This window comes from Bacteroides mediterraneensis (genome assembly GCF_900128455.1).
In the GTDB taxonomy this organism is placed as follows: domain Bacteria; phylum Bacteroidota; class Bacteroidia; order Bacteroidales; family Bacteroidaceae; genus Phocaeicola; species Phocaeicola mediterraneensis.
On the sequence record NZ_LT635783.1, the window covers coordinates 2,372,610 to 2,388,276 of the forward strand.

8 protein-coding genes are annotated in these 15,667 nt (G+C 48.2%); 1 reads left to right on the top strand and 7 read right to left on the bottom strand.

Going from position 1 to position 15,667, the window contains the following annotated elements; genetic code table 11:
* Positions 1-13 precede the first annotated feature (13 nt).
* From BQ7480_RS09935 to BQ7480_RS09965, 7 genes are all read right to left on the bottom strand, one after another.
* Positions 14-694: a Na(+)-translocating NADH-quinone reductase subunit C gene (locus BQ7480_RS09935; RefSeq protein ID WP_072542714.1), complete on the bottom strand. Its 681-nt coding sequence runs from the start codon at positions 692-694 to the stop codon at positions 14-16.
* 14 nt (positions 695-708) lie between these two features.
* Positions 709-1,884, bottom strand: a complete 1,176-nt coding sequence (locus BQ7480_RS09940; RefSeq protein WP_072542715.1) for an NADH:ubiquinone reductase (Na(+)-transporting) subunit B — start codon at positions 1,882-1,884, stop codon at positions 709-711.
* A 25-nt stretch (positions 1,885-1,909) separates the two neighbouring features.
* Positions 1,910-3,262, bottom strand: a complete 1,353-nt coding sequence (locus BQ7480_RS09945; protein WP_072542716.1) for a Na(+)-translocating NADH-quinone reductase subunit A — start codon at positions 3,260-3,262, stop codon at positions 1,910-1,912.
* Positions 3,263-3,436: 174 nt separating this feature from the next.
* The gene (locus BQ7480_RS09950; RefSeq protein WP_072542717.1) at positions 3,437-5,068 is read right to left on the bottom strand and encodes a RagB/SusD family nutrient uptake outer membrane protein; all 1,632 of its coding nucleotides are present in this window, start codon (positions 5,066-5,068) and stop codon (positions 3,437-3,439) included.
* Positions 5,069-5,078: 10 nt separating this feature from the next.
* Positions 5,079-7,826, bottom strand: coding sequence for a SusC/RagA family TonB-linked outer membrane protein (locus BQ7480_RS09955; protein ID WP_139255751.1), 2,748 nt, complete (start codon positions 7,824-7,826; stop codon positions 5,079-5,081).
* Between the two features lie 139 nt (positions 7,827-7,965).
* Positions 7,966-9,360 carry a C1 family peptidase gene (locus BQ7480_RS09960; RefSeq protein WP_072542718.1) on the bottom strand — a complete coding sequence of 465 codons (1,395 nt, stop codon included), beginning with the start codon at positions 9,358-9,360 and terminating at the stop codon, positions 7,966-7,968.
* A 28-nt stretch (positions 9,361-9,388) separates the two neighbouring features.
* Positions 9,389-10,834: a Na+/H+ antiporter NhaC family protein gene (locus tag BQ7480_RS09965; protein WP_072542719.1), complete on the bottom strand. Its 1,446-nt coding sequence runs from the start codon at positions 10,832-10,834 to the stop codon at positions 9,389-9,391.
* A gap of 257 nt (positions 10,835-11,091) precedes the next feature.
* On the opposite strand from BQ7480_RS09965, the gene BQ7480_RS09970 reads away from it, so the two are divergent.
* Positions 11,092-15,666, top strand: coding sequence for a translocation/assembly module TamB domain-containing protein (locus BQ7480_RS09970; protein WP_072542720.1), 4,575 nt, complete (start codon positions 11,092-11,094; stop codon positions 15,664-15,666).
* Position 15,667: the final 1 nt, after the last annotated feature.

Consider the following 15,667-nt stretch of genomic DNA (forward strand, 5'->3'; position numbering starts at 1 on the left):
ATCGTTCTCCTCCTTATTCTTTAGATGTTAAAAATTTAGTGTAATGTGCCATACATCCTTTCAACATGGCGTCCACACCAGTTGAAGTGATTGTACCGCCGGAGATACCGTCGACCTGGAATTCCGGATTTTCTACCTTTCCGTTCTTTACGACTCCCAAACCTACGTTGTCGCCGTCCATCACATGTTTGTCCTTGAATTCACTCTGGAAATGTTCTCCTGCAATTTCAGCTCCCAGACCCGGAGTTTCAGATGCATGAGAGAAATATGTGCCATACACGGTATTTTTGTCTTCATTCAGAGCCACATATCCCCAGATAGCGCCCCAAAGACCTGCACCATATACCGGAATCACATATTTAGTCTGTCCGTCCACTTCGCACACGAAGATGTGGGCACGACCGTTTTCCTTGAAATCCTTTTCGTATGAAGTCACGAAAGCGCCGTCGTACGGAGTCAGTGTGCCGTCTTCAGCAACCACCATATCCGATTTCACGACTTTAGCAAATTCAGCTTCTGCATCCTGCACCCCTTTGATGCCCAGAGAAGAAAGAATCTGCTTCTTAGTATCCAGCTCTACGTTCTTTCCCTGCAAGTCGCGCAAAGAAGAGTTGACGAAAGCCAACAAGAATGCTACGATAACAACCATTACCGAAGCATAAATGATAGTATAAGAGTTACTATTGGTATTCATTGTATTTTCGGTTTTTATTTGTTAGACATAGCACGTTTTGCACGGCGGGAAATATTGCCCTGAACTACTACATAGTCGATCAGCGGAGCAAAGATGTTCATCAGCAGGATAGCCAGCATCATACCTTCTGGATAACCCGGATTCAGCACACGGATAATGATAGCCATGGCACCAATCAGGAAACCATACAGGAACTTACCGTTTTCCGTACGTGAAGAAGTCACAGGGTCGGTAGCCATAAATACAGCACCGAAGCAGAAACCACCTACGCACAGGTGTTCGTACCAAGGCATGTGAGCCATTGCCGTGTCCGGACCGATGGTATTGAAAATCCAACCCATGAAGGCACCACCTACAAATACAGACAACATCGTCTTCCAGCTTGCTACACCAGACCACAACAAGATAACCGCACCGATAGCGATAGCGATGACACTGGTTTCACCGATAGAGCCCGGAATCAAACCTGTTACCATATCCCAAGAGAAAGGAGGATAAGCCATGGCATCTGTAGCCGTAGAAGCCTGTCCCAGTGCAGTAGCAGCAGTCAGACCATCCACTGTATGGCCCAGTCCAAAAATGCTGTCGCTGGATACCCAAACGGTGTCACCAGACATCTTGGTCGGATAAGCGAAGAACAGGAAAGCACGGGTAATCAACGCAGGGTTGAAGATGTTCATACCTGTACCACCGAATACTTCCTTGGCAAAGATTACAGAGAAGGCAGTTGCCACGGCCAGCATCCACAACGGACAGTCAACCGGCACAATCATCGGAATCAACATACCGGAAACCAGGAAACCTTCCTGAATTTCTTCCTTCTTCCACTGAGCTACGATAAATTCGATACCCAGACCGACTACGTATGAAACAATAATTTTCGGCAATACAGCCAGAAAACCGTAGCCGAACATTTCAATGAAGCTACCTTCCACATTCGTTGCATGGAAATGCTGGTAACCCACATTATACATACCGAACAGCAAGGCCGGTATCAGGGCAATCACCACAAACGACATGATACGTTTGCTATCAATCGCATCGTGGATGTGCGTACCTGTCTTCGAAGTTGTGTTCGGAACAAACAGGAATGTTTCAAACCCGTCGAACACAGAACGAAAAGCATGAAATTTGCCTCCCTCTTCAAAGTTAGGCTTTATCTTATCGAGATAATTTCTTAACGCGTTCATTTATTAATAATAGTTTTAGTTAGCATTAACACATTTCACGGCGGAGCATGTCGAGTCCGTCACGTACGATACGCTGCAATTCCATTTTTGAAGAGCAGACAAATTCACACAAGGCAAAATCTTCCGGAGCCACCTCATAGATACCCAGTGCTTCCATACGGTCGATATCGCCCGCAATGATAGCCTTAATCAGGTATTCAGGCAGGATATCCATCGGAAGAACATGGTCGTATTCGTTCGACATGATCATGTGGCGTTCACCACCCTTCACACGGGCATCCAATACATATTCTTTCTTCTTGCCCATCATCCAGCTGAAATAAGAATGGCTGGTACTGAAATCGTTCAGACGCGGCATAATCCAGCCCAGCATTTCGTGTACGTCGCTTCCTTCCGGAATCACTGTCACCTGGCTGTGGAAAGCTCCCAGATAACCGTTGGCAGTAATCTGCTTTCCGGTCAATACATTACCGCTGATATAGCGCAAAGCTTTACCTGTAGTTACATTATTTTCAAACACACCTGTCAGCAGTGCACCGACTTTCAGTTTCATGTAAGCAGGCTTCAACACCTCAGAACCGGTTACAGCCACCATACGAGTGAAATCCACACGACCCGTATTGAACAGACGGCCGATAAAAATCACAGCCTGCGGATCGATGGTCCAAACCGTTTCACCTTTGTTTACCGGAGCGATATGGTTGATCTGCACGCCTACGTTACCAGCAGGATGAGGTCCGTCGAACACATTGATTTCTACGTTCTTCGCCTGCGTCAAAGCCGGTGATTTCTGTTTTACGCTGATACTCAAGTAAGTCTTGGCAATCTTAGCCAAGGCATCCAATCCAGTCTGGAAATTTGCCTCCTCCCCTGCGAGGGCGAATTCAAACTCAGGAGCCAGCGGGTTAGTGTCGAAGGCAGAAACAAAGATGGCACGGGGTGCTACCGTCGGATCTGCAATCACATCATACGGACGCTGGCGGATAAATGCGAACAAACCGGCATTCAGCAGCGTTTCCTTCACAGCAGCTCCATCGAGTGCAGCTACGCTCTTCTTGCCGAATTCTTCGAAGTCCTGTTCCGTAGCTGCCTGTACGGTGATGCTCATCACCTTACGTCTTGCCCCACGTTCCACGCTTGTTACTACGCCACTTACCGGCGAAACAAATTTCACTTCAGGATGATTCTTGTCTACAAACAAGGGTCCTCCGGCCATGACATATTCCTGTTCTTTCACAACCACCTTTGGAGTCACGCCTGTAAAATCATCGGGACACAGTGAATAGAATCCCGGCTCTTTCACAGCCACCACCTCTGCAGCAGCCTTGCCTTTCAGGTTTATGTCTAAGCCTTTACGCAATTTAATTAAATTTGCCATGTTAGGTTATAAAAAATGGTTTTCTATATTTGCGTGCAAAATTAAATAAAAAAGAGGTGAAAAAAGAATATTTGCCCCTCGAATTAGAGAAATATTTCTTTATATCGAAAGGCAAATATTAAATAGACATGACAAAATGACGATTCTGCCATATAGAGAAAGCAAAAATTTGCTCTAATAACCTTTATGCTGATGCAGCTGAGAATTCATGTCAATGACTCTTTCCGGGATAGGGAATACCGTAGTATACCCGTTTTCCTCTCCAGGAAGTTGAGGACGACAGCTGTACGAACGGGTAAAAACGCCAAAACGAATCATATCCTGACGTCTCCATCCTTCCCAAGCCAGCTCCATCATACGTTCCTTCAACAAATTTTCAAGTGTGGCAGGTCTTTCTTCCATCCTTGCCCTGCTACGTACCCGGTTCAATTCCATGTCCCCGTTTTCCCCATTGCGCACTTTGGCCTCACTCTGCATGAGCAACACATCCGCATAACGGAAAAGAACGATATCATTATCCAGCAGTTTTCCATCTTTAAGAGCCGTAGGGTCTACTTGATATTTCTTCATCCGTGCTCCAGCGGTCTTTTCCCAAGGCTTTCCTGAAACATCCAGGGCCACTTCCCAAGGCTCATACACCAAAGGAGTCACTCCATCATCCAGTACAATCTGACGCCCTTCCAAGTCTTTTACCGGTCCTGCAAAATAACAATCATCAAAACGAGTATCCATTTGTGACGTGTCATAACCGAAAGTTTCCAAAACCTCTTTCGTGGCCGACGCACCATTTTCACCCCCCAATCCATAAGCCTTGGCATGATTGTAATGCCGGGAACGGAACAAATAAATAAACTGATTCGTATACAGCGTCTTGCTCATGGGAATCACGAATATATTCTCCATAGAAGACTCATTGAATACTGCAAAGTTCGCCGCATAGTCTGTCTCCAATTCATATCCAGCCATTGTAATTTTATCGCAATAGTCACACACGGTTTGCCAAGCATTCCGCTGCCGTCCGTCCACTTCGAAGACAAGTGATTTCCCGTCCGGTCTATGGCCATCGGTCCAGTCATCGTCAGCATATATTTCCGCATTCAAAGCCAGTTTCGCCAACAGGAACCAAACCACAGGACGAGTGATTCTCCCATAATAAACGCCCGGCTGATTGCTTCGTTCCTCGCTCAAAAAAGGCTCCGATTCCATAAGCTCTTTCACTATGAATCTAAACACTTTAGACCGTTTTTCCTGAACTATATCTTCAAGTGCAGGAGTACTCTTTTCAGTAGTAGGAATCTCCCCGAAAAGGTCCATGATATAATAATAAAACAAGGCTCTTAACGCCCTCACCTCCGCCACAAAGGGAGTTACATTTTCCTCCGGATGTAACGTTGCAAAAGCCTGAATTTTTTCCAGCGAACTGTTACACAATATCACCGTACGATAAAGATACTCCCAAGTAGCATAAATAGCCTCGTTGTTTACCCCCCAACGATGCAGGTATAACCCTTGCCAGAATCCTCCGTCATACCAGTCTCCTCCGCGAGTAGGCATCATTGCCTCATCCGTGGTAAAAGTATTCAGGTCGTACACCCCTCGTCCAGTACCTTGCAGCCCCTGACTGTCGGCATAACCTCCCACATAATTATACAGGGAAAGCACCCCGTTACGCTGTACGTCTGATAAGGTGGAATAAGCCGCCTCCTCATCCATCCGGTCCTTGGGTTCTTCTTCCAGATACGCACTGCAGGAAGCTCCTATAAGTAGAGAGATGGGTATAAAAATTAATTTATATATTCCTTTCATAATAAATCGATTAGAAGTTAAGACTTAGACTAACAATATAAGTTCTGGAAAGTGGATATGTACGCTTGTCATCCACTCCGAAAGTACCGTCCACAAGCGTGGAATTGATAAGCGGAGTCAGCCCTGAATACCCGGAAATGGTACCCAGATTATTAACCGTGAGAGCCAACCTTGCACCATGCAGGAAACGCTGCTTACGAAGCGGGATATTCCACCCTACGGTCAGATAATCAAAATTCACATAGTCCCCGCTTTCCAGCCAGTAATCTGTGGCCGTCAGGTCCCGTATGTTCCGTGCCGGAGCCTCCGCCAACACATTGTAATCCGGCAGACTGTTCATGTTCATATACGTCAGAGCCGTTCCGTTATAAATCTTGTGCCCGAATGCCCCGTTAATCTGAAGTGACACATCGAAACGCTTGTAACGGAAGCTGATATTTGAGCCCAGTAAAGTCTTGGGAGTAGCCTGCCCAGCCACATACCTGTCTTCTCCATCCTCCAAGTTCACTCCTCCTCCATTCAGGTCGGCTATCTGGTAAACATACCCCCCGTTCCCATCCGAAACGAGTCCCTCGCAATGTGGCAAATAGAACACTCCCAACGGTTGCCCTACAATCTGGTACACGATATTGTTGTATCCACCGTGCAGACCGGCACCATTCAAACCTGCCAATGCCGTATATTGTGCCGCACTGACATATTCTCCTTCATACATACCGCTCAACGACAGGAGCTTGTTGCGCTGGAATGTCACATTCGCATTAATATTCAATTCCATATCCTTGGTACGCAACGGAGTCAGACCAATGGAAAGCTCCATACCGCTGTTCCGCATAGAACCCAGATTGGCGAGCAGTTTGTTATAAGCGAAAGGTGGCACACTCACATCATACTGATATAGCATATCCCTTGTTTTAGAGAGGTAATAGTTCACCGAAAACAAAAGACGATTCCCGTAAAAGCCCATATCCACTCCCGCATTGAAAGTGGATTTGACCTCCCATTTCAGATTCGGATTGACATTCTTCAAACTCTCATACGTTACCAATGGCGAATTACCGACCGGAGCTACTCCATTCGGACGTACCAGCGCCATGGTTGTGTACGAATCAATTCCTCCCTGATTACCGGCTAGTCCATACCCTACTCTTAGTTTCAGATTGTCAATCCACCGGATATGTTTCATAAACTCTTCCTGCGTCACATTCCAAGCAGCAGAAACCGACGGGAAAACGCCCCATTTATGTTTCCGGCCAAACTTGGAAGAAGCATCCGTACGCAGGTTTACCGTCCACACATAACGGTCATCATAAGTGTAATTCACACGCCCAAGGAAAGACGCCAAGTGTGGTTCCTCATAATAAGAACCAGTCCCCTCCCATGGACGTAGTGCTCCCCCCTGCAAGCTATGATAGCCCAGCTCATTCGACGAGAAATTGGTCGTCGTAGTATAAAATCCCTGAAAACGATCCTTTTCCACCTCTCCCAGTGCCAGTACATCCAGAAAATGGGCCCCCAACCGCTTCTGATAGGTCAGCATCAAATTCCCCAATAAAGATTCCGCCTTCCGGCTGCCGCGATATGCCTGTCCATTTCCCCACACCGTAGTAGGCAGAAACTGTGCATTTTCGGTTGTGCTATAAGTATAAGAGCCGAACAGCACCAGTTTCAGGTCTTTCAACAAATGAAAAGTCAGACGGGCATGCGAGCTGAAATACGAGGTTTCTTCCCGGTTATCCACGTCCATCCATGCCAGAGGATTCGTAATCTGGCTGGCAGTAGTAATCTGATCCCATCCTCCGGTAAGCGGATCAGGAAAATCCGGGAAAGTCGGATTAAACGCGGCCGCCGAATAAAATGTTTTCTGCAAGTCGAACAACGTCCGGTCCCTCCTCATCGAGCCAAACAAGCCCAATTCACAGTCTATCAGCCCGTCAAGCATCTTCTGCGACATATTCATATTAGCCGTAAACAGTTTCATTCCTTCATTCTGAATCACTCCCTCTCGATTTTGAAAGCCTAAGGACACTCTATAATTGGAAGCCTCTCCACCTCCGTAAAACGCAATGTTATGATTCTGTTGTAAGCCCGTCTGTTCGATGGCCTTCTGGAAATCCGTATCATATCCCTTGTCGAGAATGCTCCACCCACGCTCTGCTGCCAAACGGCGATATTCCACCCCCGACAACATATCCAGTCTACGATAAGCATGCGAGACGCCAAAACTGCCATTGTAATTGACACGGGTCTTCCCAGCCCGACCCTTTTTAGTCACGATATTGATTACCCCCGAAGCTCCACGGGAACCATACTGAGCCGTCTCTGAAGCATCCTTCAGGATAGTAAAAGACTCTATATCGGCAGGATAAACCGAAGCAAGCATAGTCAGGTCACCCAATACTCCATCCACAATAATCAGCGGATCGTTTCCGCTGGTCAACGAAGTCGTACCTCTCAAACGTACGGATTCCAAGGCTGCCATTCCATTGTTACTCTTCAGGATGGTAAGTCCCGACACACGTCCCTGAATGGCCTCCAACGGATTGGTAATCAATTCCCTGTTCATCTGCTTTTCCGTAATCTGCTCTACGGAACCCGAAATATTCTTTAAACTTCCACGAGCATATCCGATGGTATAAACAGAATCAGGAGGTAACTCGTTCTCATTCTGGTTTTGTGCGTAAAGAGGTACTCCGCCCAGACACCCCCAAAACAGGAGACCACAAAATACGCGAGAAACCGGTCGTATCTCATCCATAGCAAAATCATTTAAGGTTAAACGCAAAAGGCGTGAAGATATTTCCATATCTCCCCGCCTTATCTCTACACTCTTTTCACAAAGAAAAGATTTTTTCTGCGATAAAACAAGTCCTCCGACCAGTTATTTCAACAATCGTCTATTTTTCTTCTGCAAACATCGGATCCCAAGCCGGAAGCTGTATCGGCTTTTGCTTGAAGATATCAAGCACTTTCTTCGGCACATATTTGGATTCCAGCACCAGACGGAACATGTATTCATTAAACCACTCATCAGTCATAATCAGATGCCCCTGATAGCCGGCAGAGGCTCCCCAACTATTTTCCACCATCCATTTTTTCGGTTTTCCGTTTTTGTCCAAATCAACAGCCATTAACGTCATGGCATGAGCCGACATACTGGCAAAGGTCTGGATACGTTGTTTTTTGTCCATGCCGAAAGTCGTACCCATCAGCGAACCGAAATCATAATTATTCACATCCAGCAATCCACGCTTGCTGTCCAACTGAGTCACGTCGCTGGAAAAATACATCCGGGTACTGTCTTTCAGGGAAGCGATGGCCATCTCCTTGATTTCCTCTACCGGCAGGTTCACGTACGTCCAGTTTTTGCCATCGTAGCAATGACGGTCGTACGCAATCTCATAACACTTGTAATACTCACGCGACGGGTCGTTCATCACCATCACATAATTAGTCAGCAGGTTCTTATCCCCATATTTTTCCAGAAAAGTCATCGGTGTGTGATGCTCCGTTTCCACCACATTGCCTTTGCTGTCCTTACGTACATAGTCAAACGAAGTCGGCGGTACACCCAGTGTCAGCACCAGCATCCGGTAGACCGTACCCAGCATTTCTTCTTTCCGTTGTTCAATGACTGCCGTTTTTTCTCCCTTTGCCGACAAATCTCTCAGTTCCAATCCGAACTCCTTCAATTTCAGTCCAATCAATGATGACATGTAGCTGGTATGGTCACTGCTGTACGTTTCCGGCATAGCCTCCTTGGGTACCAAGCCATATTTCGATACGATGTCGGCTACCCCCGTAAAAGTACCCCCATCGCTCAACGGATGTTTGAACAACCATTCCACCGTCTGGTCACTCATCGGCTTCCCAGCCGTTTCAATGACTCCCTGCAGGAACAGATTCGATTTTTCCAACTGGTCCCAGAAAAAACAATACACCTGTGAGAACTCCAATCCCGGCAAATCATATTTGGCAATAGCCTTGGCACGCATCACGTTCAGTCCCGTAAACAGCCAGCAACGGCCTGATGACTGCTGGTCGGTAATTCCCTTTGATTCCACCTTGATGGAAAAATCCGTATTCACCGCTTGCTGGTTTGCCTGGTTCAACGCCAATTCCTTGATGCTGGTACCTCCCATGGCATTGCGCAAAGCCTTGTCGGCAGCCGTATTCTGATAACTACTCTGAATTTTCTTCAGCATGTCGGGAGAAATCCCCCCTTCCTGTGCCTGCAACGTCAGTCCGAAAGCCAACAGGCAGGCAGCCAATGTTACGTGTTTCTGGTTCATTCTTTTATGGTTTTAATGAAAATGATTCTTAGTCTTTTTTCGCCGGACGCACAATCTTGTAGCCGATGCACGCCACAAAAATACTCATCAGCGGGCTCAGATAGTTGAAGAAGCAATATGGCAGATACACCAGTGTAGGCACACTCAATATCGTAGCCTGCGTCATGCCACACGTGTTCCAGGGAATCAGCGGACTAGTTACTGTCACGGCATCCTCCGTCGTACGGCTCAACAAACGCGACTCATACCCGTTCTTCTTATAAATATCCTTGAACATGTTCCCGGTGAGAATAATCGAAATATACTGGTCGGCAGTAGCCAGGTTCAGAAACAGGCCGGATGCCACCGTAGCCGCCACCGTTCCGGCCAGTTTATGCGTCAGATGCACAAACATGCGCGTGATACTTCCCAACATACCGCAAGCCGTCATGGCTCCGCCCAGGCACATGGCACAGATAATCAGCCACACCGTATCCATCATGCCACCCATTCCGCGAGTAGCAATCAGTTCAGTCAGTTCTGGACTGGAAGCCGGCACAGAGGTACTGCTCGACAAGGTCATCAAGACCCCTTTATACAAAGCCTCAGCACCGCTTACCCCTTCACCAGCCACTTCTTTCAAGACATCCGTCTGAAACACCAGCATGCATATCACCGCCAGTGCAGTCGAGGCAAAAAGCGTAATGATGGACGGCACCTTCCGGGCAATCAGTATGCCCGTAGCCACCGGCACCAGCAGTACCCACCACGTAATGTGGAAACGTTCGGCCAGCCCGGAAGTAAACACCGCCATCTGCGAACTGTCCGTCACTTCATGCGAAAATCCGGCTACGGTGAAAATAACCAATGCAATCACAATCGAAGGTACGGTAGTGAACATCATGTAGCGAATGTGTGTAAACAAGGGCGTATCCGTCACCGAAGAAGCCAGAATGGTCGTGTCTGAAAGCGGAGATACTTTATCTCCGAAATAGGCACCCGACACGATGGCCCCGGCAATCCAACCCTCGTCAAATCCCTGTGCCTTCCCGATTCCCATCAAGGCAATGCCAATGGTGGCGATAGTGGTCCACGAGCTGCCCGTCATGACCGACACCACGGCACAAATCGCACAACAGGACACCAGAAAGAATTTCGGATGAATAATCTGCACACCATAATATATCAAGGTAGGCACCACACCTCCCAACATCCAGGCGGCCGAAAGGGAACCGATAATCAATAATATGATTAATGCGGAACTCACTCCTGCAATGTTGTTTATAATGGCACGTTCAATGTCTTTCCAGCTCACCCCATAAAAGCCCATTCCCAGGGCAGCACACAAAGCCGTAGTCAGTAGCAAACAAATCTGGCTGCCCCCGCCCAATGCATCGGCTCCTAAAAGACGGATTGTAAAGAAAAGCAGGACCACCAAGACCAACACCGGCAGCAATGAGACCAGTGGAGAAGGAATTTTCAGTTTCTGTGTCATTTTTGTCAATCTAAATCAAATTCATTCATATTCTATAAAACGCCACAAATTTCCGAATATTTTTCCAAATAACCACATAAATTCTACTTTTATTTGTTCTATCCAAAAGAAAAATGCATAAAAATAGAAAACTAATACTCCAAATACAGGTGATGGAATTCATCCTCTAAACCTTAAAAACTGCTAATACCCTTGTTACAAAGCCTTTTCTTCGCCAGTTATTTTGTACTTTTGTTTATTCATTGCACAGAGTAAGGATGAGTAGAGCCACACGCATAAAACAAGCCATACGTATCACGGTCATTTCCGCATTGACACTTTATTTCGGTCTGATTGCCTTGATCAGCCTCCCGGCTGTCCAACATCGCATCAGTACGTATGCCTCCCGTGAACTTTCCCGGCTCACTCAAGCCGAGGTCCGCATCGGAAATGTAGATTTGGGCCTCCTCAACCGCATAGTCATTCAGAATGTACAGATAAAAGACCGGCAAGGAAAAGACATGCTCGGCATTTCCCGTTTCTCCGTCAAACTGGACATCCCTTCCCTCTTCCGGAAAAAAATCCGCATCAGCAGTATCCAACTCTTCGGATTGGACGCCCGACTGCACCGGACTAATCCCGAAGCCCCGCTCAATTGTCAGTTCCTGATTGACACTTTTGCCTCAAAAGATACCACAAAAAAAGAAAACAACCTCGACCTGCGTATCAACTCTGTGCTGATACGCCGTGGGCAGGTGCACTACGACGTACTGTCGGAGGCCTATACCCCCCGTCAGTTCAATCCTCAACATATCGGAATCAGTGAACTCTCGGCCACAATTTCGCTCAAAGCCCTGCAAAAGGACTCCCTCAATGCGCAAATTCGCCGCATGAGCTTCAACGAGCAAAGTGGTTTCCGCCTGAAAAGATTCACTCTGAAAGCCACTGCCAACCCAGAAGGTATATACCTGCACGAACTGGAACTGAACTTGCCGGCCACCAGTCTCCGAATTGACACTCTTGCTGCCAAGGGAAATATAGACTCTCCCCAGTTCCTTTCCGACGACGAAACCACCTACATGGGCCGCCTGCACGCTTCGGTGACCCCGGTAGACCTCTCGTCCCTTGTGCCTTCCCTGCAACATTTCCAGGATTCCCTGCACATTGACATTGACTTTCATGGAAAAGGGAAACAACTTCAATGTACCAACTTCTACCTGGCCAGCCCGCAAAAAGAGCTGGTAGTACATGCCGAAGGAATGCTCGACCACAGTGCTCCATCCCGCCCTCCCTATTTCTTCGGGAAAATCACCCAAGCCGACATCAGTGAAAAAGCCATCCCTTGGCTGTTCCACAACCTGAAGGGAAATACGGCAACCCTGCCCGACCTTATCCAACGCTTGGGCTTTCTTAAATTTCAAGGCGATGTCTCAGGCTATCCTTCCCGCCTTACGGCTCATGGCACGCTGCAAAGCCGCCCCGGTCTGCTCAATGCCAACATGACCATGCATACCGACACCCTGACCCTGCAAAGGAGTTACTCTGGAAAAGTGTCTACCACCGATTTCGAATTAGGCAAACTGCTGGCTAAAGATGAACTCGGGAAAACATCGTTCGACCTTGAGCTGAACGGACTGCAATACCGTAACCACCAGCCGGAATCGCACGTAAAGGGAGTGATTTCCTCACTGGAATACAACCATTACCAGTACCAGCACATCATGCTGAACGGCGATTTCAAGCCGGGAGGCTTCAACGGACATTTGGCACTCGACGACGACAATGGACAAATCACCATCGACGGAAATTTTGTTACCCACCAGACTGTCCCCGACTTCAACCTGCGGATGAAAGTACGCAATTTCCGTCCCCACAAACTGCATCTTACTAAAAAATATGAGGATACAGACATAGCTCTAAACCTGACCGCCGATTTTTCCGGCCATTCCATCGATGACATCCAAGGAAAAATCAACCTCGACAGTCTCTCGGTACATACGGCAGATGCAAGTCTGGATTATTTTCTGCCTCGTTTGCAAATTAATGCCACCCGAATGACCTCCAATGCCGAAATAAAAGAAATACGCATCGACTCCCCGTTCCTCACAGGAAGCGTGCAAGGGAAATATGCCTATCACACATTATTAAAAAGCATTGAGAAAGTTATCCAAAAACATATCCCCTCCCTGTTCCCATCCGGGAAGAAGGCCAAAGGGAAAAAATCGCAAGCACTGAACAACCGGTTCCGTTTCCAGTTCCGTATGGAAAACAGTGAGTTCTTGTCGAAAGTACTGCACATTCCTTTCGAACTGCAAATGCCGGCCACCTTGTCCGGCTATCTCAATGACAGCCTTTCACAGATGCGTGTCAATGGTTCTCTGCCTCAGTTCATTTACAACGGGAAATATTATGAATCGGGTACTCTCCTGTGTGAGAACCATCCCGACGCACTGCAATGCCAGCTCCGTGTCGGGACTCTGATGAAGAAAGGTGCCATGTTCAACCTGTCGCTTATCACACGGGCACAACATGACCAACTGCACACCACGCTCTATTGGGGCAACAACACTACTCAAACCTATAGTGGAAAAGTGGATGCCGTCACTTCTTTCCGTCAGGACAGTCTCCGCAGGGAACTTCATACCCGGGTAGATATACAGCCCAGCCAGGTTATCCTGAACGATACCACCTGGCACATCCATCCGGCCACCATAGATATTGCAAAAGACAGCATCGAGATACACAACTTCCTCTTCGAGCACCGCGACCAGCACCTGAAAATCAACGGACGACTGGGAAAAACGGAAACAGACTCTTGCTTGGTCGATTTAAAGAACATCAACCTCCTCTACATCATGGATATGATTCAGTTCCATGCCGTACGCTTCGATGGAGGTATCAGCGGAAAAGCCCGTCTGCTGCATGTGCTTAAAGACCCAGTGATGGAAGCCCGCCTGGATGTGAAAGATTTCTCCCTGAACCAAGCCCTACTGGGCCGTGCCGACATTCTGGCCTCTTGGGATAAGGAACTGGGCGGCGTACGCCTGAACGCCGATATCCGGCGCGACAGCACCTGTACCACGGGAGTAACAGGCTATGTATCCCCCAAACTGAAAGGACTCGACCTGCATATCAAGGCCGGGGGCACTCCTCTTGCCTTCCTGCAACCGTTTGTAGAGAATATTTTCACGAATGTCCGGGGAGAGGCCTATGGCGATGTACACTTGTTCGGACCTTTCGCTGAGCTCGACCTGGAAGGAAAAGTCAAGGCACGGATGCAGACTAAAATCAATATTCTGAATACTTCTTTCATTGCATCGGCCGATTCGGTCAATATATCTTCTGGCTTGTTCAATTTCCAGAACGTCCGCCTGCAAGACCTGGAAGGACACACCGGAGTGGTCAACGGGGAACTCCGGCATACCAAACTGAAAAACCTGAGTTACAATTTCCGTTTCCAGACCGACCGTATGCTAGTGTACGACACCGATCGCGAAACACCTGATTTTCCTTTCTACGGACACATCTATGCAACCGGCGATGTCCGGTTACAAGGTGGTGACGGACAGCTGAACGTAGACGGGCAAGTCCGTGCCGACAACCAGACCGAGTTCGTCTATGTATTGGGCACTGCCGCCGAAGCTACCAATTCCAGCTTTGTAACCTTCGTAGACCGTACGCCCCGCCGGCAGCAGACTGCCATCCAGGCAGATGTCTACCATCCGCTGAACCAGCCAGAACAGACCGAAGAAGACGATAGTCCGACGGCTATCCACCTCAACCTGCAGATAGAGCCGGCCGAACGCGCCAACATGAAAATCATCATGGACCCGGCAGCCGGCGACTACATATCCGCTTACGGAACCGGTAACCTGCGCATCAATTTCTTCAACCAGGGTAATTTCCAGATATTCGGCAATTACAACATCACCGAAGGAATCTACAAGATGAGCATGCAGAACGTCATCCGCAAAGACTTTACCCTGCAACCCGGAGGCATCGTTTCCTTCAACGGCGATCCTAGAGCAGCCAACTTGAACGTACAGGCCGTCTATACGGTCAACTCCGCTTCCCTCAACGACCTGATAGCCGACGCTTCTTCTTCCCGGGGAAACGTGCGGGTAAACTGTCTGCTGAATCTGACCGGCAACCTAACCTCTCCGAATCTCAGTTTCGGACTGGAACTACCCACTGTAAGCGAAGAAGACCGGGAACTGGTACGCAGCCTCACCAGTACCGAAGAACAGATGAACACGCAAATCATCTACCTGCTGGGAGTAGGCAAATTCTACACCTACGACTATGCCAATAACACCGGGCAGACCGATGCCACCAGCTCACTGGCCTTCAGCACCTTGTCCGGACAATTGAACAATATGCTCTCGCAAGTCATCGACAACCAGAACTGGAACGTAGGAACCAACCTCACCACAGGCGAAAAGGGGTGGACCGACGTGGAAGCCGAAGCCATCCTCTCCGGCCGTCTGCTGAACAACCGCCTCATCATCAACGGCAACTTCGGTTACCGGGAAAACACCCTGCGCAACACCAACTTCGTGGGCGACTTCGAAGCCATCTGGCTACTCACCAAGAACGGCGAGTTCCGCCTGCGGGGCTACAACCAGACCAACGACCGCTACTTTACCAAGTCGACGCTGACTACCCAAGGCATCGGTATCATGTACAAGAAAGACTTCATGAACTGGAGAGAACTGGTCGACTGGTTCCTCCGCCGCCGGAAGGCGCGCAACAGCAAGCAGAAAAAGGACGACGACGAAAAATACATCCAGAAAGAAGCCGACCTTCCTGCTGCACAAAAGAAAAGAACATCCAACGAAAAACAATTACAATAAA

What these genes read in the sequence shown, in the direction of transcription:
- BQ7480_RS09935 (WP_072542714.1), bottom strand. Translation starts at nt 694, where the DNA reads ATGAATACCAATAGTAACTCTTATACTATCATTTATGCTTCGGTAATG.
- BQ7480_RS09955 (WP_139255751.1), bottom strand. Translation starts at nt 7,826, where the DNA reads ATGGATGAGATACGACCGGTTTCTCGCGTATTTTGTGGTCTCCTGTTT.
- BQ7480_RS09950 (WP_072542717.1), bottom strand. Translation starts at nt 5,068, where the DNA reads ATGAAAGGAATATATAAATTAATTTTTATACCCATCTCTCTACTTATA.
- BQ7480_RS09965 (WP_072542719.1), bottom strand. Translation starts at nt 10,834, where the DNA reads ATGACACAGAAACTGAAAATTCCTTCTCCACTGGTCTCATTGCTGCCG.
- BQ7480_RS09960 (WP_072542718.1), bottom strand. Translation starts at nt 9,360, where the DNA reads ATGAACCAGAAACACGTAACATTGGCTGCCTGCCTGTTGGCTTTCGGA.
- BQ7480_RS09945 (WP_072542716.1), bottom strand. Translation starts at nt 3,262, where the DNA reads ATGGCAAATTTAATTAAATTGCGTAAAGGCTTAGACATAAACCTGAAA.
- BQ7480_RS09970 (WP_072542720.1), top strand. Translation starts at nt 11,092, where the DNA reads ATGAGTAGAGCCACACGCATAAAACAAGCCATACGTATCACGGTCATT.
- BQ7480_RS09940 (WP_072542715.1), bottom strand. Translation starts at nt 1,884, where the DNA reads ATGAACGCGTTAAGAAATTATCTCGATAAGATAAAGCCTAACTTTGAA.